The sequence below is a fragment of the Tritonibacter sp. SIMBA_163 genome, assembly GCF_046535935.1.
GTDB classification, from domain to species: domain Bacteria; phylum Pseudomonadota; class Alphaproteobacteria; order Rhodobacterales; family Rhodobacteraceae; genus Epibacterium; species Epibacterium scottomollicae.
In genome coordinates this window covers 1-20,430 of record NZ_JAWJBP010000014.1, presented here as the reverse complement: position 1 = coordinate 20,430, position 20,430 = coordinate 1, and the positions used below count along the sequence as shown (strand labels likewise).

Here is a 20,430-nt window from a genome sequence, read left to right as displayed (position 1 = left end):
GAATGGCTGTCTGCTCCGTCCGGATCTAGCGCGCACAGGACCAGCAGCTTGACGTGTTTCAGGTCACGTTGGTTACAAAGCTAAGACGATCAGGGCTCTCGAAACGCTTCACGTGATTTGTAGAGCGGTTTGAGCAAGTAGCTGAGGATGGTCTTGGAGCCGGTCTGCAGCTCCGCAGTTGCCCGCATCCCCGGACGAATTTCGATTTGCTGCTGACGCGCCGTGAGACTGGAGCGATCCACCTTTACGGTGACGCGGTAGTAGGGGGGAGCACGGGGATCGCGTTCATCCTCGAACGTATCCGCCGAGACGATATCGACTTTACCCCGCAGTGAACCATAGATGGTGTAGTCATAGGCCGTGAGCTTGATGGTCACATCCTGCCCGCGCTGCACATTGGCGATGTCCTCAGGCTTAACCCGCGCTTCCACGAACAGCTCTTCGCCGAGCGGAATGATTTCCAGAATCTCGTCGCCGGGGCGCACCACGCCACCGATCGTGGTCACGGCCAGACTGTTGACGATCCCCGCCATGGGCGATGTGATGACCGTTCGTTGCAGCTGATCCCGCGCCAGACGCTGTTCTTGTCGCAGGGAGGTCAGCTGACGCAGGGTGTCGGAGTATTCTTCCGCAAGCTCCAGCTCTGACTGCGTTCCAATCTCATCGAATTTCGCCTGCGCGTCGCTGACTTTCTTCTTGGCTTCATTGACTTCAAGCAGGGCGACGATCTTCTGCTCATGCAGGGACCGTAGGTTCGAGAGTTCGTTCTTCAGCTGCAGCAGGATCTCTTCGGCGCTGTTGCGGCGGCTGTCGAAATCGCCCTGTCGCGCCTTGAGCAATGCACGTTCCGAGGCGAGGATGGAGGGAGAGCGCTCGGCCAATGTTTCGGGGACATCGAACGAATAGGCGCGCTCGATCTCCGCCTCGAGCCGGTATTGCTTGATCTCCAGCGCGTCGATCTGGTCCTGCAGATCATCCGAGGCCGCGCGGAATTTGGTGTCCTGAAGCTTTGCCAGCACCTGACCGGCCTCAACGGTGTCACCCTGACGGACGTGGAGTTCTGCAAGGATGCCGCCTTCGAGGTTCTGCACGATCTGAGAGCGGGAGGAGGAGACAATCTGCCCGTCTGCGCGCACGATCTCGTCGACGGATGCAAACCCGGCCCAGGTCACGAACAGCACCAGCACCAGCGCCACCAGCTTGATGATGCGGCTGGCCCCATGCGTGCCTTCCAGAATATCCATGTCGGCTGCGATACTCATGACGCTTTGCTCCCGCCGTTCAGATGCGCCAGAACCTCGTCTCGCGGCCCGTCGACGACCATGCGCCCGGCCTGCAGGATCAGGGTGCGGTTGGTCAGGGACAGGATCGGCATGCGATGGGTTGCGATAATCGCGGTGCGATTGCCGAGCCAGCCGTCCAGCCGGCTCACCAGCGTCCGCTCCAGCGTCTGGTCAAGCGCCGCTGTGGGTTCGTCCAGCAAGACAACCGAAGGGTTCTGCAGGTGCAAGCGCGCCCAGCCCACGGCCTGACGTTGGCCGATGGACAGCCCCGCGCCACCGTCGCCGATTTGCAGGTCCAGACCGCGCGGGTGGGTCTGCACGAAGGGGGCGAGGCCCGCGAATTCCAGCGCTTCCATCACACGTTCATCGCTATGTGTCAGCAGGGACAGGTTCAGGTTGTCCCGCAACGTACCGGCAAAGAGCTTTACCTCCTGGCCGAGATACCCGATGTGGCGGCGCAGATCGCGTGGTTCGATCTGGCTCATGTCGGTGCCATCGATCATCACGCGGCCCCGTTCCGGAGTGTATAGACCGGCGAGCAGCTTCAGCAGTGTCGATTTACCCGAACCATTGACGCCCAAAATTGCAATGCGTTGGCCCGGCGTGGTGGCGACCGCGGGCACATCGACGGTTGGCGCGCCATCGGGATCGTAGCGAAACACGACCTCGCGCAGTTCAAACCGGCCTTCGATGGTTTCACGGCGCAGATAGGCACGGCCCTTTTCGCGCTCCTGCGGAGCGGTGGCGATCACGTCGAGCGCATCAAGCGCGGCGCGCACGTTGCTCCAGCGCGCCAGTGTGCCAGCGAATTGCGTCAGCGGCGCCAGCGTGCGGCTGGTCAGAATGCCGGTGGCAATGATGGTGCCGACGGTGAATTCGCCCGCAAACACCATATAGGTGCCGAGGATCACGGCGCAGATATAGGTGGCCTGCTGCACGCCCTGGCTCCAGTAGGTGAGGGCGCTGGACAGCTTGCGCTGCCCGTTGGAGGCTTGCGAGGACAGAAGGTTCAGCTCGTCCCAGAGCCGCAGGATGCGTTCCTCGCCGCGCTGGGTCTTGATGGTTTCCATCTCGCTGACCACTTCCTGCAGCAGCCGGCCGCTCTTGGCAGAGGCCCCCTGTGCCTGACGGGTCATCGCCAGCATTTTCTTCTGGATGAAGTAGCCGGGCAGCAGCATCAGCACGCCGCCGATGATGATCACATAGACCACCGGGCCGCCGATCGAGGCCACCAACAGCAGGAAGACGGCGATGAAGGGCACATCCGCCAGCGTCGACAGGGTGGAGGAGGTAAAGAACTCCCGCACCGAGGAAAAATCGCGCATCGCGGCAAACAGACCGGAGGGGGGCAGCGGGCTCTGGTCCATGCGCAGGCCGATGACGCGGCGCATCAGCTTGTGCTGCACCGCCATGTCGACCTGACGCCCAGCAGCATCGGTGATGCGGGCGCGGGCGAGCTTCAGCACACCTTCCATGGTGATCGCCATCAGGGCGCCGATCGCCAGCACCCAGAGTGTCGCCTGCGACTGATGCGGCACCACGCGGTCATAGACCTGCAGCGAGAACAACGCGACCGCAACGGCCAGCACATTGGCCACCAGAGAGCCGAGCATGATCTCCCCCATCTGGCGGCGATACTTCGGAAATTCACCCCAGAACCAATGCGAGGTATCCAGCTGCGGCGTGTGCCGCTGGGCCAGCTGCGAGAGCGTGGCACGGGTGGTCAGGATTTGGCCGGTAAAATAGGGCATGAAATCCTGCATCGGCACTTCGGCGCGATTGTCGGGGCAGGAGGTATCGTAAATCGTGACGCCTGCCTTGCCCTGCGACAGGACCAGAACCGGTTGCCCGCCCTGCATGATGGCGATGCCGGGCCAGTGGCGCGGCGTCGGGCGCTTCACCTGCTGCACGCGCGCCTTGAGGCCTGCGGTGATCAGCGCGCTCATCATCGCCTCGGGGCGCAGAGAGGCCGGCCCGCTGGTCTGCAGATGCTCGATCATATCCTGCGGGGCAAGCGTGCACCCGCGCAGTGCGGCAAGGCGGCACATCAGGTGCGCGCGTGCCTTCAGGCGGGCGTGATGGGCGGCTTCGTCGTCTTGGCTGCTGCTGGGAGCCACCGGCGTCGGTTCAACTGCTGCGACGACCTCATCCTGGTCTTTTGCTTCGGGTGCGTCCGTTTCAGGGGCGGAGGGGAGATTGGTCAGCGGTTGGTTCGCATCAAATACAGAACGCGCCGGTGCGGCAGCGGCGTCTGGTTGCGCAGCCGGGGGCGAGGGGCTGGCGGTTTTGTCGTCTTGGCCCGCGACTGGCGCGGGCGCTGTGACCGGCGAGATCATCGAGATCTTCACCGGTGCCTTTTTGCCTTTGTCGCTGCCTTTGCGTTGTTTGGAGGTCAGACCACCGGAGATCGATGACAGCTTCAGCCCACGTTTGGCGGGCTTTTGCGCAGGCTCATTCTGGCTATGGCTGTCTCGATCCGTCAAATCTTGTCCCCATCCGCCAACAGACCCAGTGACGCGGCGAGCGCGAGCTGGATCATCACAACTTCATATTTTGCGTCGATATAGGCCTGTTCCCGCTTCACCAGTTCTTCGTAGATCGGGATGACGTCCATCACCGGACGTTGCCCGGCCTCGAACTGTGCCTTGAACAGGTTGTAGGTTTCGCGGCTGGCGCGTGACAGCGACAGCGCCTCACGTTCCTGCCGGCGATAGGAGGCAAGGCGCTGGATCTCGCGGCTGTAGTCACGCCGCGCGTCCTCTTCTGCCTCACCGATGCGGCGCAGGGCCGCCTGTTTGGACGCCTCGACCGCCTTCAGCGCGGCCGGTGTCCCCAGACCAAGCGGTTCCGCAAGGTTCAGCAGCAACCCGCCGCCGCTGCCCTCACTGCCGACCTGACCTGAGGCCGACACCTGCGGCAGCAGCCCGGCGCGCTCCATCTTGGCTTGCTCGATGGTGCGGGTGGCTTCGGATTTCGCCTTGAGAACGCTGAGATAGCTGCTGCCATCGGGGGGCAGGCTGAGGTTCAAGCGCTGTGGCGAGGCCTCAAACGTGCGGCCTGTCATGGCCTCAAGCTCGGCGCGCGCGGTGCGGGCCGCATCATTTGCGGTGGCCATGCTGGACTGCACGCCGCTGATCTTGGATTGAACCACACTGAGGTCGGAGCGATCAGACACACCGCCGTTCACGCGCCCAACAACCACCCGTTCGAAATCGCGCATGGTGCGGATGGCGCGATGGGCATAGGCGGCCTTCTCGTCGCCGCGCAGCCCCGACACATAGAGCGACAGCGCGGTTTTGACCCGGTCGTTCATATCCGCAGAGAGGGTGACGGCGGCAACCTCCACATCGGCGGCGGCAAAGGCGCGTTCGGCCTTGCGACGTCCATTGTCGAAGAGCACTTGTTCCAACAGCATGCTGGCCACCATCTCGCCCAGATCATTGAGGCTGACGCTGGGGCGCAGGGAGGGGAGCCAGTTCTTGGATTTGGCCTCTGCCCGCAGCTTGGCGCTGATCAGTGCAGATTCCGACGCGCGTGCCGAGGCGGACAGGGACGCGCTTGCGACCGTGTCATAGCTGCTGCCGGGCTCCAGTAGCGACTGGCGCTGCATCAACGCTGTGATGACTTCGGACTGTGGTGCGTCTTCGGCCTGCGCAAAGTTGCTTTGCAGCGCCGTAGTGTCCTGATCTGCGGGGGTGAGGCCTGGAATTGGCAACCCACACGCCGTCAGGCTGCACAACAGTGCAACGGCAGAAATGCGTCTTGCCAGAGCCATAAAATTCCCTCGTGCCTCAGATGGTCCCGTGGTTGATCCACGGGTTATCGCTGTGTTGCCGCCACCCCGTGAACCTTCGCAAAGGGGAGGGGCGGCAACAGGCGTTTTTAGATAACGACGTTCACATCGTCTTCGACCAGCAGGCGGGTGTCGCCATCCCCGATCGTGTAGACATCGAAGGTCTCGCCATCCACGGTCTCGGTGCCGGCGGCGACGCCTCCGGTGAGGGTGACGGTATGAGAAGTTCCACCCTCACCAGGACCGACGTTGTCATCCCCGCGGACCACCAGAGTATCCGAGTTCGAGGACATGTTGTTGATCATCTCTTCGGTCAGCGTGACGTTGGCGCCGTTGCCGTTGTCCTCAAACACAAGGTCGAGCGTATCGATATTGTGCTCGCCAACCGAATTCAGCAGGTCGGAACTGACGGATTGCTGGTCGATCACCAGTACCGAAGATCTGTTGCCTGCGTCATCGGTGCCCTGAATGACCAGATTGGTGCCATCAGCGAGAGGTTGGTCCAGATCCAGCTGCACCTCGACGGCGGAGTTGATCTCGGTAAAGCCAGCCTCTGTCGCGTTGCCGCTGCCATCGAGCGAGAACAGCGAAAGATCATCATCTGTAGGGTTCAGATAGATGTCGGATATTTCGCCGCTACGGATCGTGACACCGTCGAAATCCGGGGTGTCGACATCTGTATCGATGCTGAAGTCTTGCGTGATGACTTCATCGTTGCCCGCGGGGTCTGTCGCTGTGATGGTCGCCGTCACATCACGGGATGCGGTGCCGAGGTCGTCACCATCAAGCGTGAGGCTCCAGTTGCCGTCGTCGTCCACGGAGGCCGGGTAGTCGGTGCCGTCGATTTCCACCGTGACGGTCGAGCCTTCTTCGACCGTACCTGCCAGCGTGAAGCCAGCGGCCAGCTCATCGGTGTTGACCACGTCATCCGCTGTTTGCAGCGTCTCGGAGCCGTAGTTCACCACCTCGGTATCCAGCGCAACTGTGTCGCTGTCGCTTTCGGTGTTGCCAAGCTCATCGCTGATCGAAGCGGTGACATCCAGGTTTCCGGTGCCCTCGGGAATGTCGCTGGCGGCAAAGTCATAGGACCAGTTGCCGTTCACGTCGGCCACAGTGGTGCCGGAGGCCGTCCCGAGCGTTACCGTGACGGTTTCACCGGCGGTTGCGGTGCCCGTGATGGTGACACCATCGGCACGCTCGTCGTGGTTGATGATGTCATCACCCTCGATCGGTGCTTCGTCGAGCTGCACAAACCCGGCATCGGTATCCACTTCGATGGTGGATGTCGCCGTTGCAGTGTTGCCGACCGCATCGGTGGATGTGACCGAGATATCGGCATCATATTCACCGTCGGGCAGGGATCCTGCCTCGTAGGTTACGGACCAAGTGCCATCCCCATTGGCGGTCGTGGTGCGAGTCACGCCCTCGACAGTGACCTCGACCGACGCGCCGGCTTCGGCGGTGCCGGTGATCGCGACGCCGGCGGCGGCTTCTGCGGCGGTGATGATATCGTCGCCCCCGGAGAGGCCGGTGTCGATGGTGACAGAGGTTTCGGTATCCACTTCCAGCACATCGGAGGAGGTGGTGCTGTTGCCGTGCGGGTCGGTGGTGACGATGGTGATGCCGGTCTCGTATTCACCAGTTGCGATTTCGCCCGGTGTGAATGTCACGGTCCAGGTGCCATCCTCCGCCACTGTTGTGGTCTGAGTGGCGCCTGCAATTTCCAGGCTCACGGTCGCCCCGGCCTCACCGGTGCCGGTGATCACCGTGCCGCTGGCCTGTTCGTCGCCGTCAACCACGTCGCCGACAGACTGGGTGCCTTCGGTGATGACGACGGTGGGAGGCTCGCTGTCGATGTCGATGGTGGGACCGTCGAGATCGTCGTAGGTGGTGCCATCGGGGGCCACAACATCCACGACCGTCTCATAAACGCCATCATCGGGAAGATCGTCGGTCGGGACATTCACAGACCAGGTGCCATCGTCATTGACGGTGGTGGTCACGACCACATCGCCGATGGTGACTTCCACGTCTGATCCGGTTTCGCCGGTGCCGGAAATGGTTACGCCGTCCGGGTCGCCTTCTGGCACGTCATAGGTGCCGTCTGCATCATTCACGGTCGGAATGATCGCGCCGGTGCCATCGTCGCCGCCACCGCCGCCGCCGTCCCCATCGCCGCCACCGCCTGCGCCTGCAATGACTGCGGCGCCAGCTGCTGCGGCGCCCAGGCCGCCGAGGCCGCCAAGCAGCGGTGCGGCAAGCGGTGCCACAACGGGTTCAATACGGTCAACGTCAAGAAAGACCATATCGTCGTAGGCGCTCCATTTCCCTGACAGATCAAGGGGTTCGTAGCTTGCGAACAACATTCCATCGGCCTTGTCCTCGAGGACAACTTCGATGAAATCACCTTCGTCGCTCAGGAACAGGTTCTTCGGACCAGTTGCGGCTGTGTTGTAGAAACCGTCCAGTTCCACGATGGTGCCGTCTGACAAGGTGATGTGCAGATCGTTCCCACGGCGGGCGTAGCTCTCAACATCAGTCGGGTCGAGGTTGAGCGAGATATCTTTCGCGCCAGTTGTGGAAATTACAGATGGAGACCCTTCTGCAGAGGTTCCATGCTGATTGGTGCCCGACGGATTGCGGGCAATAAATGCAACGGTGCTCATGCTAAACTGCTCACTTTATACTTTGCGCGTCGACGTAAAGGTCTCGCGCTGCCTGTTTCAGTTGCCTGTATGTGTCTGCCACGTGCCGTCTTTGCGGCTTTGTTGGGGCCAATATGCATTCCAATTTGCTGACCTGTCCAGACCAAGATTAGGTGACTTCGCCCTGTTTGCCTGCCTAGCGTGCCTCAAATACCTCACTTTTTTGGCCGGGCGGGCCGGTTCATACTCATGTCTGCAGCAATGGTACGAAAAATGGTTAATATCCCATTAACCAACATTGAGATGGCGCCGGAGTCTGGTGTTTTGCGCAGTCTGAGAGGGTGCGAGCCGGAGCGATGCTGGCGATTTCTGGCCGCTTTGCTCCCGGTTTTGACAGGATCTGTCGCCGAGTTGTGATGCAAAGTTACGGACCATTTCACGAGTGTTAATAGAAAATATACCAAACTTCGTTATGATGAATGGCATATCTAGTGTATGATATAGGTAAATAAATCCGACGCTGTAGCCCTTGGCCCAGACGGAAACCCCTCTACAGTCATATGTATGGAGGGACGCCTGGCCAAGATCACGGTCAAGAGCGCCGAGCAGACTCAAAATAACAACGATAAACGCGGACACCTCAACGGCCCTCGTCAGGCCACTCTGTTCGCGTGCGATCCCGAAGCCCAGGAGGACGGGTAACGACGTTAACCAGGAGGCGAGACCCCGATGAATAAAGTTGCAGAGCTTTTTGCAGAGGCCTATGGCCAGACGCGCGAGCAGGAAATGTCTTTGCAGGACTATCTCACGGCCTGTCGCGACGACCCCAGCATGTACGCCAATGTGGCGGAACGCATGCTGAAGGCGATCGGCGAAGAGGAACTGGTTGACACCTCAAAGGACTCCCGACTGGGGCCGATCTTCCAGAACCGGACGATCAAACGCTACGCCGCCTTCAAAGATTTCTACGGCATGGAGGACACGGTCGAACGGATCGTGGGTTATTTCCGCCATGCGGCCCAGGGTCTGGAGGAGCGCAAGCAGATCCTCTATCTGCTGGGACCGGTCGGCGGCGGCAAGTCATCGCTGGCGGAGCGGCTGAAGCGGCTGGTCGAGGATGAGCCGATCTATGTACTGAAGGCGGGCGATGACATCTCGCCGATCTTCGAAAGCCCGCTGGGTCTGTTTGATCCGCTGCGCATGGGGCCGATCCTGCAAGAGGAATACGGCATTGCCACCCATCGGCTGCCGGGGCTGATGTCGCCCTGGGCGGTCCAGCGGTTGGATGAATTCGAAGGCGATATCAACAAGTTCTCGGTGGTGAAGCTGCACCCCTCCCGCCTGCGCCGCATCTGTGTCGCCAAGGTGGAACCGGGCGACGAGAACAACCAGGACATCTCCACCCTCGTCGGCAAGGTCGACATCCGCCAGCTGGAACACTTCAGCCAGGACAACCCCGACGCCTACAGTTTCTCTGGGGGTCTCAATCGGGCCACCCAGGGGGTGCTGGAATTCGTCGAGATGTTCAAGGCGCCGATCAAGATGCTGCATCCCCTGCTGACTGCAACGCAGGAGGGCAACTACATGGGGACCGAGAGCTTCGGCGCGATCCCCTTCAATGGGCTGATCCTGGCGCATTCGAACGAGAGCGAATGGCAGACCTTCAAGAACAACAAGAACAACGAGGCCTTCATCGACCGGGTGTCGATCGTAAAAGTGCCCTATTGCCTGCGGGTCTCGGACGAGGCGCAAATCTATGAAAAGCTGATAGAATTTTCGGAACTGCGCGAGGCGCCCTGCGCACCGGAGACGCTGAAAATCCTCAGCCGCTTTTCGGTGCTGACCCGGCTGAAGCCGCATGAAAACTCCAACCTGTACTCCAAGATGCGGGTCTATGATGGTGAGAGCCTGAAGGACACCGATCCCAAGGCCAAGACGGTGCAGGAATACCAGGACCGCGCCGGCGTTGACGAGGGCATGAACGGGGTCTCCACCCGCTTTGCCTTCAAGGTGCTGTCCTCGGTGTTCAACTACGACACCAAGGAGGTCGCCGCCGATCCCGTCCACCTGATGTATGTGCTCGAAGGTATGATAAAGCGCGAGCAATTCCCGCAAGAGGTCGAACAGAAGTATCTGGAGTTCATCAAGACCGAACTGGCACCGCGCTACGAGGAGTTCATCGGCAACGAGATCCAGAAGGCCTATCTGGAGAGCTATACCGAATACGGTCAGAACGTCTTTGACCGCTATATTTCCTACGCCGATGCCTGGATCGAAGAGCAGGACTACAAGGACCCCGATACCGGTCAGCTCTATGACCGCGAGGTGCTGGACGCGGAGCTGTCGAAGATCGAGAAACCAGTCGGCATCGCCAACCCGAAGGATTTCCGCAACGAGGTGGTCAAGTTTGCCCTGCGACATCGGGCCAACACCGGCTCGAACCCGGCGTGGAACTCCTACGAGAAACTGCGCGACGTGATCGAAAAGCACATGTTCTCACAGGTGGAAGAGCTGCTGCCAGTGATCTCCTTCGGGTCCAAAAAAGACAGCCAAACCGAAGGCAAACACCAGGAGTTCGTCGAACGCATGCGCGAGCATGGCTACACCGACAGGCAGGTCCGACGCCTCGTCGAATGGTACATGCGAGTGAACAAGGCGGGCTAACAGGCGGGAGGTGTCTATATGCACCACTTCATCGACAGGCGCGCAAATCCAAAGGGCAAAAGCTTGGGGAACCGGCAACGGTTCCTCAGACGCGCGCGCGAGAATATCAAGGAACGCGTCGACCGTTCGGTGCGGGAAAAATCCATCGGCAAGGGCGAGAGCGTTCCGGAAAACGGCGAGAAAATCACCATTCCTGCCAAGGGGTTGAAGGAGCCGCGGCTCTATCACGGTCCCGGTGGCAATCGCCGCCATGTATTGCCCGGCAACAAGGAGTTTGTGGTCGGCGACACCATCGACCGACCACAGGGCGGCGCCGGTCAAGGCGGGCGCAAGGCCTCCGAGGACGGCGAGGGGGACGACGAGTTTTCCTTCACCCTGACGCGGGACGAATACCTTGAAATCCTGTTCGACGGGCTGGAACTGCCGGATCTGGTGGAAAAGGCCACGGTGGAGACCGAAACCATCGGCACTCGCCGCGCCGGGCTGACCACCGCGGGCACCCCCAACAACCTCAATCTGGTGCGCACCATGCGCAACTCCTTGGGGCGCCGCATAGCGCTGCAGCGCCCGTCCACCAAGTCCCAGCGCGATCTGGAGGCGCAGGTGGCCGAGTTGGAGGAGCTGGACGCACGCTCGCCCAGCCAGGAGGATCTGCTGGCAGAGCTGAAGCTCAAGCTCGACGGCATCCGGCGCAAACGCCGGGTGGTGGGTTACATCGACCCGCTGGATCTGCGCTACGATACCTTCGTGCCGGAAAAGATCCGCAACTCCCGCGCCGTGGTCTTCTGCCTGATGGATGTTTCGGGTTCGATGCAGGAACGCGAAAAGGACCTGGCCAAACGGTTCTTCCTGTTGCTGCATCTGTTCCTGACGCGCGGGTATGAGCACACAGAGATCGTCTTTGTGCGCCACACCCATTACGCGCAGGAGGTCGATGAGGAGACGTTCTTTTATGCGCGTGAGACCGGCGGCACCATCGTCTCCACCGCGCTGGAGAAGATGAAGGAGATCATCGACGAACGCTATCCGCCGGACGAGTGGAACATCTACGGCGCCCAGGCCTCGGACGGGGAGAATTTCGGCAATGACTCCGTGCGTTGCCGCAAGATCCTGACCGAGCAACTGCTGCCGGTCTGCCAATTCTACGCCTATGTGGAGATCGTCGAGGAGTCAGCGCAGATGCTGTTGGACAACAACGAGGCGGGCGAGGACCTCTGGCAGAACTACCGGCAGGTCAAGGGGGAGGTCGCCCATTTCGAGATGCAGCGCGTCTCCGAACCCGGTCACATCTATCCGATCTTCCGGGAGTTCTTCCTGCCCAAGGTGAAAGGCTGATCCACATGCAGACTGCAAAATCCACCGCCACACCGCTTTTCACCGGGCCGGAGTGGACGTTCGAGTTGTTGGAAAAAGCCCGCGACGCCATCGAGAAGATCGCGCTCGAGGATCTGGGACTGGACGTCTACCCGAACCAGATCGAGATCATCTCGGCCGAGCAGATGCTGGATGCCTATTCCTGCGTCGGCCTGCCGTTGATGTATCACCACTGGTCCTTCGGCAAGCATTTCGCCCGTGACGAGGCGCTCTATCGCACCGGGCGGCAGGGGCTGGCCTATGAGATCGTCATCAACTCCAATCCCTGCATCAGCTACAACATGGAAGAAAACACCATGGCGATGCAGACGCTGGTGATGGCGCATGCGGCCTTTGGGCATAACCACTTCTTCAAGAACAATTATCTGTTCCAGCAATGGACCGATGCGGATGGCATCCAGGATTACCTGGCCTTTGCCAAGAACTACATTGCCGCCTGCGAGGAGCGGTATGGCTACGATGCGGTCGAGGAAATACTGGACGCGGCCCACGCGCTGCAATCTCAGGGCGTGTTCCGATACGGTCGCCCGCCCAAGCCCACAATCGAGGAACGTCGCGCGATGCAGCAATTGCGCGAGGCCTATGAGAAGGGGCAAAGCGCGCTTGATATCTGGACGGATGCGACACTGGGGCTGAAACGTGACGTGGAGGCGCCGGACGAGGATCTGGATCACAGCGAGCGGCGCAAGCGGATGAACCTGCCGCAGGAAAACATCCTCTACTTCCTTGAAAAACACAGCCCCGTTCTGGAGCCCTGGCAACGTGAGATTCTGCGCATCGTGCGGATGCTGGCGCAGTATTTCTACCCGCAGAAGCAGACCAAGGTGATGAATGAGGGCTGTGCGACGTTCGTGCATTACTACATCGTCAACAAGCTCTATGATCAGGGGCTGATCACCCAAGGCGCGCTGATGGAGATCATGCACAGCCACACCAATGTGGTGATGCAGCCGGAATATGACGACCCGCGCTACTCCGGCATCAACCCTTATGCGCTGGGCTTTGCGATGATGCAGGACATTCGCCGCATCTGCGAGGACCCCACGGATGAGGATCGAGAGTGGTTTCCGGACATTGCCGGTGATCCGGACTGGCGCAGTGTGCTGCGCAATGCCTGGTCGAACTACCGGGACGAAAGCTTCATCCAGCAATTCCTGTCGCCGCATCTCATGCGCAAGTTCAAGCTGTTCACCCTGACCGATGATGAAACCCATCCGCAGCTGGTGATTAGCCAGATCCACAATCGTGCAGGGTACAAGACGATCCGCCGCGATCTCGCCAAGCAATATGACCTTGCCTACATTGAGCCGGATATCCAGGTGAGCGATGCGGATCTGAAGGGCGACAGAACGCTGAAGCTGACCCATACAGTGCGCGAGAATATCCAACTGGCCGAGGACGGTCGGGACGAGGTTCTGAAACACCTGCGGCGGCTTTGGGGGTATGATGTGACACTCTCAACCGTCACGACGGCGAGTGGCTGACGATTGGACGGGCGCCTTGGGCGCGCACAGGCAGATCACAGATCTGGACGGGGGCTGACTTCAAGACGCTCCATGCCCCGAAGACCTAAAAAACGCGGGCCCCGCCAGAGGTCCGCGTTTTGTCATTTTACACCAGAAGGTCGGGCGATCAGAATTCCACCACCGCCCGGATGGACTTGCCTTCGTGCATCAGCTCGAAGCCTTCGTTGATCTGGTCCAGCGTCAGCTTGTGGGTGATCATCGGGTCGATCTCGATCTTGCCGTCCATGTACCAATCCACGATCTTCGGCACGTCTGTGCGACCGGCTGCGCCGCCAAAGGCGGTGCCGCGCCAGGACCGGCCGGTGACCAGCTGGAACGGACGGGTCGAGATCTCGGCTCCGGCAGGGGCGACGCCGATGATGATGCTCTCGCCCCAGCCCTTGTGCGCGGCCTCCAGCGCGGTGCGCATGACGTTGACGTTGCCTGTGGCGTCGAAGGTGTAGTCGGCACCGCCGCCGGTCAGCTCGACCAGATGCGCCACCAGATCGCCGCTCACCTCGGAGGGGTTCACAAAATCGGTCATGCCGAATTTCTCTGCCATCTCGACTTTGCCGGGGTTGAGGTCGACGCCGACAATCTGATCCGCACCGGCCAGGCGCAGGCCCTGGATCACGTTGAGGCCGATGCCACCAAGGCCGAACACGATGGCGGTGGAGCCGATTTCCACCTTGGCGGTGTTGATGACTGCACCAATGCCTGTGGTGACGCCGCAACCGATGTAGCAGACCTTGTCAAAGGGCGCGTCATTCCGGATTTTCGCCAGCGCGATTTCCGGCACCACAGTGTGGTTGGCGAAGGTCGAGCAGCCCATGTAGTGGTGGATCGGCGTGCCGTCCTCCAGCGAAAAGCGGGTGGTGCCGTCGGGCAAGAGACCCTGACCTTGGGTAGAGCGGATCGCCTGACACAGGTTGGTCTTGGGGTTGAGGCAGTAGTCACACTCGCGGCATTCGGGGGTATAGAGCGGGATCACGTGGTCGCCGGGCTTCAGGCTTTTGACGCCTTCGCCCACTTCGATCACCACACCGGCGCCCTCATGGCCGAGGATCGCCGGGAAGATGCCTTCGGGGTCATCGCCGGAGCGGGTGAATTCATCCGTGTGGCACAGGCCGGTGGCCTTGATCTCCACCAGAACCTCGCCCGCCTTGGGGCCTTCGAGGTTCACATCCATGATTTCGAGCGGTTTGCCGGGGGCGAGGGCAACTGCGGCGCGGGTTTTGATCATCACTTTGTCCTTCTTTTCAGACTTTTCAGACCGTTACGCCTGTATGGCGAGGCCCGCAAGGGCAGGCGGTTCGCAAAGGGTATCGGCGCGGGGACCGCAAGAGCGGCCGTGTTCTTCGGGGCCATCGGGACCAGCACATGCCATCTCAGGGGTACATCACGCCACGGGGCGCGCGCAACTGCCGAAAGCCCGTGCCGCAGATCGCAAGGCGTCTCCTCCGTCTATAGCGGTGACATGAGGGCGGGAAGGCGCTCAAAACCGACGGAAGCGTTCTTTCCTGCGTCACTGGGCACTGCTTTGCTCAAGTTTCCGTGGATTGGCTTGAGATTGCCGCCCGTCAGGTCCATCTTGTGACAAACCAGCAGCCCTCTTTCGGAGGGGCAGGACGGGACTTTGGGAGGCGGAAAGACATGAATATCGGCGATGTTGCGGCCAGGTCGGGACTTCCGGCCAAGACGATCCGCTACTACGAGGACATCGGCCTGATCCGCCCCAACCGCAGCGCCAATGGCTATCGCTGTTTTGAAGAGCGCGACCTGCACAAGCTGGCCTTTCTCGGGCGTGCGCGGGCATTGGGGTTCTCGATCGAAGATTGTCGGATGCTTCTGGGGCTCTATGAGGACGACAGCCGCGCCAGCGCGGATGTGAAGCAGCTTGCGCAGGCGCATCTGACCAAGATTGAAGCGAAGATCGCCGATCTGGAAGCGATGCGCGCCACGCTGAGCGAGCTGATCACCTGCTGTGCGGGGGACAACCGCCCCGACTGCCCGATTCTAAAGGACCTTTCCGGCAGCTGCGAAGACGTGGGCTGACACGTCTTTTCAGCTGTTCTGCACATCCCGACCGTTTGAGATTGCGAAGGGGAGGCTCCCGCCCGTTGAAGACGCGCGCTGCGCGCATCTCCGCCCGTTGGGCCGGGCGCCGCGCCCATAGGGGCGCGGCGCGGTCCCGCAAAATCGACGCCTTTGGTGGCTTCGCTGCGGGCAGGATCAGAGCTGCGCGGGCCAGATCGGGTTTGACCAGGCCCGTTTGCCCGCCGCGTCAATGACTGTCACGCGCAGCCAGGGGCTGTGCGTCATTCGGCCAAGCGCGATGGTGGCATCGGTCAGGCTGTCTCCGCTGACCACGTCAGACGCGTTATTATGCGCTTGCACGATCACCTGCGATGCGGCGGAGCAGGACACGCGCACGCGATCCCCTTCATACCAAATGCCGCGGATCTCCGGTCCTTGCGAGGAGTAGAACTGTCCGGATTTAAGCGCAGTCAGAAGATCACCCGGTGTGTTGGCCTTTGCCTTGACCATCACCCAACCGCCAAAGGCGTCCGGCCCCTTGAAGTGGGAGTCATCGGTTGCGATCAGCGAGAGTGCGCGCCCCTCGGACAGCAGCAGGTCCAGGATCGGCATGCCGGTGCCGCGATCCGCAAGGGTATGGGAGCCATGGTTGTAGACTTCCACCGCATGCGCGGCCTTGATGCTGCGTGCGTCCTCTTCGGTCAGGCCTGACCACTGCGGGTGGGCGATGGCGACAAATGCTCCCGCCTGGCGAGCCCGTTCGGCGATTTCCGGTCCACTTTCCTGATCTGCAACCGGGCGGAAGTCGGGGGAGTTGGAGGGGGCGAAATCTGCGGGCACGCCAACGGCGAGCAGATGCCACAATTCGCCGTTTTGCTGCGCTCCGGAGTGCATCTCGATCCCCAGGAGGGTGGTGAACTCATCGTCGCGAAAGGCGCTTGTATCAGTGATCGGATAGCCCCATCGCCCGACGAAGTGGTCGGTGAGCGAGATGAAGTCATAGCCTTGCGCCTTGTATCGCCGGCAGACCTCGGCGGGGGGCAGGGCGCCGTCCGACATGTCTGAATGCGTGTGCAGGTTGCCACGGAAGAAGGAACCGGGGGCATCAAAGGGTGCTAGGAGCATGATTGGGCTCATTTGATAGGAACAATGTTCGGCTGCCCTAGCGTGGTTCTGCAACAGCCGTGTGACCGTGCGTCCGCAGAGGTGCTCCCGCAGGACAGCGGCGCGTTCTATGTCGCAGGGAAGGAGGCTGGTCGTTGAGGGGCCTCAGGCGCTTGGACGCCGAGAGCAGAGGGTGGTGCAGTCTTGAGGTGGCAGGCTCGTATTCAGGTGCTGTTGGCGGCGGCAAGGCGGTTGAGGGACAGGGACGCTCAATTCCATCTGCACAGCCGCAATATCCGGCCCGCGATTAATTTCTCTGTCGGAGTGGACCGTGGAACTGGGGGCGGTGTAGTTGGATTGCAATATCTCTGAATTAGAGTGGCGATAATATAGGTTTTCAGAGGGTCGCCCCGACCATCTTTGGATCAATCAACATCGACAGAGGCGTAGAGTGCGTCAATGCTGTGGCGCTCGCAAGAGCCAATTCCTCATTGTTCGCGGGGTCTTGTGGGCTGTGCTGCAATATACCGCCTTGGTTGTGCGTCATGCGGTCGCCCCAGTGCTTGTGCACAAAAGCCGCGATGTGATTTGCCGTGCGGCGGTCATCGAGGGGCGATTCTGTCATGGCTTTGGTCTTGGCGATGGGGAATGGCACCAAAATCCTGCGTCAACGCGTACGTCTTGAGCAACAATGCAGTGATCTGCTGCCCTAACCTAGATTGGCGCTTCGTCGCATTGGCGGGCCTGAGGCTACTCATGTTAGTCTTGGTTAATTTGGCGCGTTTGTTCGCGTGGGAAGCTTAAACTGTCATTAGCATGTCAAATGACATGTTTTGCAAGCACTTAATGCCCGGTGTTAATTTTTTGAGTATTGCAAAGTTTGAATTTTAAAAACTACCTATGGTTGCTTTTGATTGTTTTGTTAACATTCAAAATCCATCATTAATCATTCCTTAATGCATTGAAGTTGCTTGGGTTTGTTTGTTGGATTTTTTTGTTTGTTGATTCCGCGTTTTGCTGCTTTAATGGTGGAAGTGAAGTTGTTGCCACAAGATTTTTTTTGCGTTTTTGAGGTGGTGGCATGGTTAACTTGTATGGTGAGGGTATTCGATGGATTTAGTGTTGAAGGTGCGTCAGTATGGAGCATTTGGTGTTTATAAACCTGATGGCGAGCCTATTCAGCTGGGCGCGAAGCATCAGGCGCTGCTGGCGCTTCTGATTACCGCCGAGGAAGGGGTGCGGACCCGAGCCTTCCTTGAACACACCCTGTGGAGTTTTGCCCAGCCGGAGCAGGCCAAGGCAAGTTTGCGCACCGCCTTATCGACCTTGCGAAAGCATATCGGCCCCTCGGCCTCCGCTGCATTGATGGCAAACAGAGAGCGCGTCACCTTGGATCTCCGTATGATCGAAGTCGAGGCGGACACCACGCGCGGCGCCTTCATGGAAGGCTTCGAACTGCCGCATGAACATGTGTTTGCCGAATGGCTCTCGGAAATGCGTTCGCAAACCGCCAGTGCCGCGCCGGCGCCGCTTGATCCGCCCTGGGCGCCGAGGGACCGCAGCCGCGTGGTTCTGGATGAGTTGTTGCCCTCGATCGCTGTGCTGCCCTTTGTTCAACGCTCGCCCGGTGGGTCAACCGCGCCGCTTGGTGCAATCCTGTCTGAGGAGTTGTCGAGACAGCTGTCGCGGAGCCAAGCCTTCTCCGTAACGTCTTACATGGCATCGCGGCAATTCAGCCTCGATGATGTACGACCGGCCGAAGTGTCCTCCGTTGCGGGGGTGAGTTATCTGGTGTCCGGTTCCGTATTCATCAACGGACATGATTTTATTGCCCAGATTGACCTGCATGACTCGCATCGGGAAAAGGTGATCTGGTCGCGTGAGTTTCGCGGCACGCTCTCCGATCTTTTGATGGGTCAGAGCGGCCCGCTGCGCGACGCCACCAGCCAGATCGGACAAACCGTTGTGGGCGAGGCCGTGCGTCTGGTCAGCTTCCGCCCGCTCTCCAATCTGGCAAATCACACGCTGCTGATGGCGTCGATCGTGATGATGCAGAGCAAACATGTCGATCAGTTTGAGAAGTCCAACGAGATCCTCGATACGCTGATGGAGCGTGAAATGCACCATCCTGTGGTGCTGACCTGGGCCGGGATCTGGCAGGTCATGCGCGTGCAGAAGGGGCTGTCCGCGGATCGTAGGAAAAGCACGTTGATGGCGGAAAACCTTGCCAACGCCGCCCTGGCGCAAGATCCGGCATTTTCCCTTGCACATACGTTGAAGGGGATGATCTCCAGCTACCTGACGTTCGAGTTCGACAGTGCGCAGTATTCCTACGACAAAGCGTTGCAGGACAATCCAAATGAGGCGCTGGCGCTCTTGCTGAAAGGGGCGACGCGGGCGATGCAAAACCATCCCGACGAGGGCATGCGCCTCACCGAGGCGGCGCGCAAACTGACTCCACTGGGGCCGCAGCGCTACTACTTTGACTCGCTGGCCGCCTCGGTGAGCCTGGCTGCGCGGGACTACGATCGGGCGATCGAGTTGGCGGATCAGTCTCTGCAGGAAAATGACAGCTATCCCTCGACGTTGCGCACGAAGGCCATCGCGCTGCAAATGTCGGGGCGGGGCGACGAAGCCCGCGATGTTGTCGAGTCCCTGATGCGGGTGACCCCGGATTTCAGTCTGTCCCGTTACATGCAAGAACACGCCGCCGCCTTTACGCCGTCTGGGCCGGATTGGGCCAGCGCGTTGCGCGAGGCGGGTGTGCCGGAGTAGTTCAGTCTCGGCTGGATGCCACAACCAGCCACTGCAATTTAGGGGGAGCCTACGGGCTCTCTTTCTTATGAGCAGAGCGCTCTCGGGCGCAGTGAGGTTCGGGTCGTTTGCCCTCGGATAGTACGCTGTTTTATTTCAGAAATTTGATGAAATTTCGCGCGTCGGGACTTTTTTGTGAAAAACCACTTGCAGCCCTCCGAAACTCTCATTAGAAGGCCCCACACAGACAGTGTTGGGATGTAGCCAAGTGGTAAGGCAACTGTTTTTGGTACAGTGTACCGTAGGTTCGAATCCTACCATCCCAGCCACCAACTCCTGAACATCGCAATAAGACCGTTGTCGAGAGCCGGTGACGGGAATGCCCCCTTTTAGTGCCCCAGCTGGGTCGCACCGGGAGCGTGAGCTTTCCCCTTCCTTTCTGAACTAACGACACCCCCTCCAGGTTACCTCAGTTAGCGGGGCTCTATGGGGAGGGGGAATAGGTATAAGTAATGAATAGAAACCGGAGGATAGACGGACCTGAGTTACCCAGTTCCTCCCCCCCCAGAAGAAGAGAGAGGAGAAGGAAGGTAAGCGATGGGAAACATTGAGGACCCTTGGCATTCCCGCCCCATAGACGTCCACCGCTGGTCAGACCACCCGGAAGTCGCTGGCCTCTGCGACCGGATCTGGGACGAGTAAAGACAATGGCGAGAGCTACTCTTCTCGAATGCCCATATGCGCGGTAGCTGACGTTAAAAACTGGTCGAGATCAAATTCACCGTGACTAGTGTGGGTGTCCGTAAGCGAATGAAGAAGCTTGCCCGGCTCGTCCCATTGATTGACGTCCCTCTTGTGCGTACGGAATTCATAAAACCGATTGCCGATGAAGGTTAGAGCCTGCTCCCACGTCACCTGAGCTGCGCCGGGATGGCTTGCCTCAAGGTCGGAATTGAGGTCGCGACCTAAGGCAATCAAGCGCACTCTTATCGGAGGTGCATCACCAATAAATTCACCTGTCTTGTAGACCTCTGCAGCCACGTTGCGGATCTCATCCAGCGGCACGCATCCGATTGCGGCAAGCACCCTTTGAAGATTGCCTCGGTCTGGGTTAGACTAAGGGCCGTTCAGCGTACACGGCATGTTCGTCTTCACCTCAACGATGGCTACATCGATGATTTGGTCGGATAGGGGCTCTGTTGCACAAATCCCTTGAGGGATTCATCTCGTGAAACCAGCGTGGTAGCTGGGCTGCATGAGCAGACCGACAC

At 60.0% G+C, this 20,430-nt stretch carries 13 protein-coding genes and 1 tRNA gene; 6 read left to right on the top strand and 8 right to left on the bottom strand.

Annotation, left to right across the window (positions count from 1 at the left end; all coding sequences use genetic code 11):
- Positions 1-89: 89 nt before the first annotated feature.
- From R0J92_RS16675 to R0J92_RS16660, 4 genes are all read right to left on the bottom strand, one after another.
- Complete coding sequence (locus tag R0J92_RS16675; RefSeq protein WP_106163186.1) at positions 90-1,262, bottom strand: HlyD family type I secretion periplasmic adaptor subunit; 1,173 nt, start codon at positions 1,260-1,262, stop codon at positions 90-92.
- Entirely contained in the window at positions 1,259-3,766 is a 2,508-nt protein-coding gene (locus R0J92_RS16670; protein WP_411052446.1) for an ATP-binding cassette domain-containing protein, read from the bottom strand. The genes R0J92_RS16675 and R0J92_RS16670 overlap by 4 nt, the downstream gene beginning before the upstream one ends.
- Positions 3,763-5,058: a TolC family protein gene (locus R0J92_RS16665; protein ID WP_106163188.1), complete on the bottom strand. Its 1,296-nt coding sequence runs from the start codon at positions 5,056-5,058 to the stop codon at positions 3,763-3,765. The genes R0J92_RS16670 and R0J92_RS16665 overlap by 4 nt, the downstream gene beginning before the upstream one ends.
- 107 nt (positions 5,059-5,165) lie before the next feature.
- Positions 5,166-7,742 (bottom strand): Ig-like domain-containing protein, encoded by a 2,577-nt coding sequence (locus tag R0J92_RS16660; protein WP_106163189.1) that lies wholly within the window; start codon positions 7,740-7,742, stop codon positions 5,166-5,168.
- A 708-nt stretch (positions 7,743-8,450) separates the two neighbouring features.
- Between R0J92_RS16660 and R0J92_RS16655 the strand changes: the two genes are divergently transcribed.
- From R0J92_RS16655 to R0J92_RS16645, 3 genes are read left to right on the top strand one after another with little or no spacing between them, the layout of a single operon-like run.
- Positions 8,451-10,385, top strand: a complete 1,935-nt coding sequence (locus R0J92_RS16655) for a PrkA family serine protein kinase (RefSeq protein WP_106163190.1) — start codon at positions 8,451-8,453, stop codon at positions 10,383-10,385.
- Between the two features lie 18 nt (positions 10,386-10,403).
- On the top strand, positions 10,404-11,720 hold the full coding sequence (locus R0J92_RS16650; protein ID WP_411052445.1) for a YeaH/YhbH family protein: 1,317 nt from the start codon (positions 10,404-10,406) through the stop codon (positions 11,718-11,720).
- A gap of 5 nt (positions 11,721-11,725) precedes the next feature.
- Entirely contained in the window at positions 11,726-13,243 is a 1,518-nt protein-coding gene (locus R0J92_RS16645) for a SpoVR family protein (RefSeq protein WP_411052444.1), read from the top strand.
- A gap of 148 nt (positions 13,244-13,391) precedes the next feature.
- Here the strand turns inward: R0J92_RS16645 and R0J92_RS16640 are convergent, their stop codons facing one another.
- On the bottom strand, positions 13,392-14,507 hold the full coding sequence (locus R0J92_RS16640; protein ID WP_279327875.1) for an S-(hydroxymethyl)glutathione dehydrogenase/class III alcohol dehydrogenase: 1,116 nt from the start codon (positions 14,505-14,507) through the stop codon (positions 13,392-13,394).
- Positions 14,508-14,917: 410 nt separating this feature from the next.
- On the opposite strand from R0J92_RS16640, the gene cueR reads away from it, so the two are divergent.
- Positions 14,918-15,319 carry a Cu(I)-responsive transcriptional regulator gene (gene cueR / locus R0J92_RS16635; protein ID WP_106163193.1) on the top strand — a complete coding sequence of 134 codons (402 nt, stop codon included), beginning with the start codon at positions 14,918-14,920 and terminating at the stop codon, positions 15,317-15,319.
- A 177-nt stretch (positions 15,320-15,496) separates the two neighbouring features.
- Here the strand turns inward: cueR and R0J92_RS16630 are convergent, their stop codons facing one another.
- Together R0J92_RS16630 and R0J92_RS16625 are read right to left on the bottom strand one after the other, a co-directional pair.
- Complete coding sequence (locus R0J92_RS16630) at positions 15,497-16,426, bottom strand: PHP domain-containing protein (protein ID WP_411052443.1); 930 nt, start codon at positions 16,424-16,426, stop codon at positions 15,497-15,499.
- Positions 16,427-16,802: 376 nt separating this feature from the next.
- Complete coding sequence (locus tag R0J92_RS16625) at positions 16,803-17,030, bottom strand: hypothetical protein (protein ID WP_411052442.1); 228 nt, start codon at positions 17,028-17,030, stop codon at positions 16,803-16,805.
- Between the two features lie 485 nt (positions 17,031-17,515).
- Between R0J92_RS16625 and R0J92_RS16620 the strand changes: the two genes are divergently transcribed.
- On the top strand, positions 17,516-19,180 hold the full coding sequence (locus R0J92_RS16620; RefSeq protein ID WP_411052441.1) for a tetratricopeptide repeat protein: 1,665 nt from the start codon (positions 17,516-17,518) through the stop codon (positions 19,178-19,180).
- A 233-nt stretch (positions 19,181-19,413) separates the two neighbouring features.
- Positions 19,414-19,488 (top strand) — tRNA-Gln (locus R0J92_RS16615).
- Between the two features lie 388 nt (positions 19,489-19,876).
- Here R0J92_RS16615 and R0J92_RS16610 read toward each other — a convergent pair.
- A complete protein-coding gene (locus tag R0J92_RS16610) occupies positions 19,877-20,224 on the bottom strand; it encodes a hypothetical protein (protein ID WP_411052440.1) in 348 nt (115 codons plus the stop codon).
- Between the last annotated feature and the right edge of the window lie 206 nt (positions 20,225-20,430).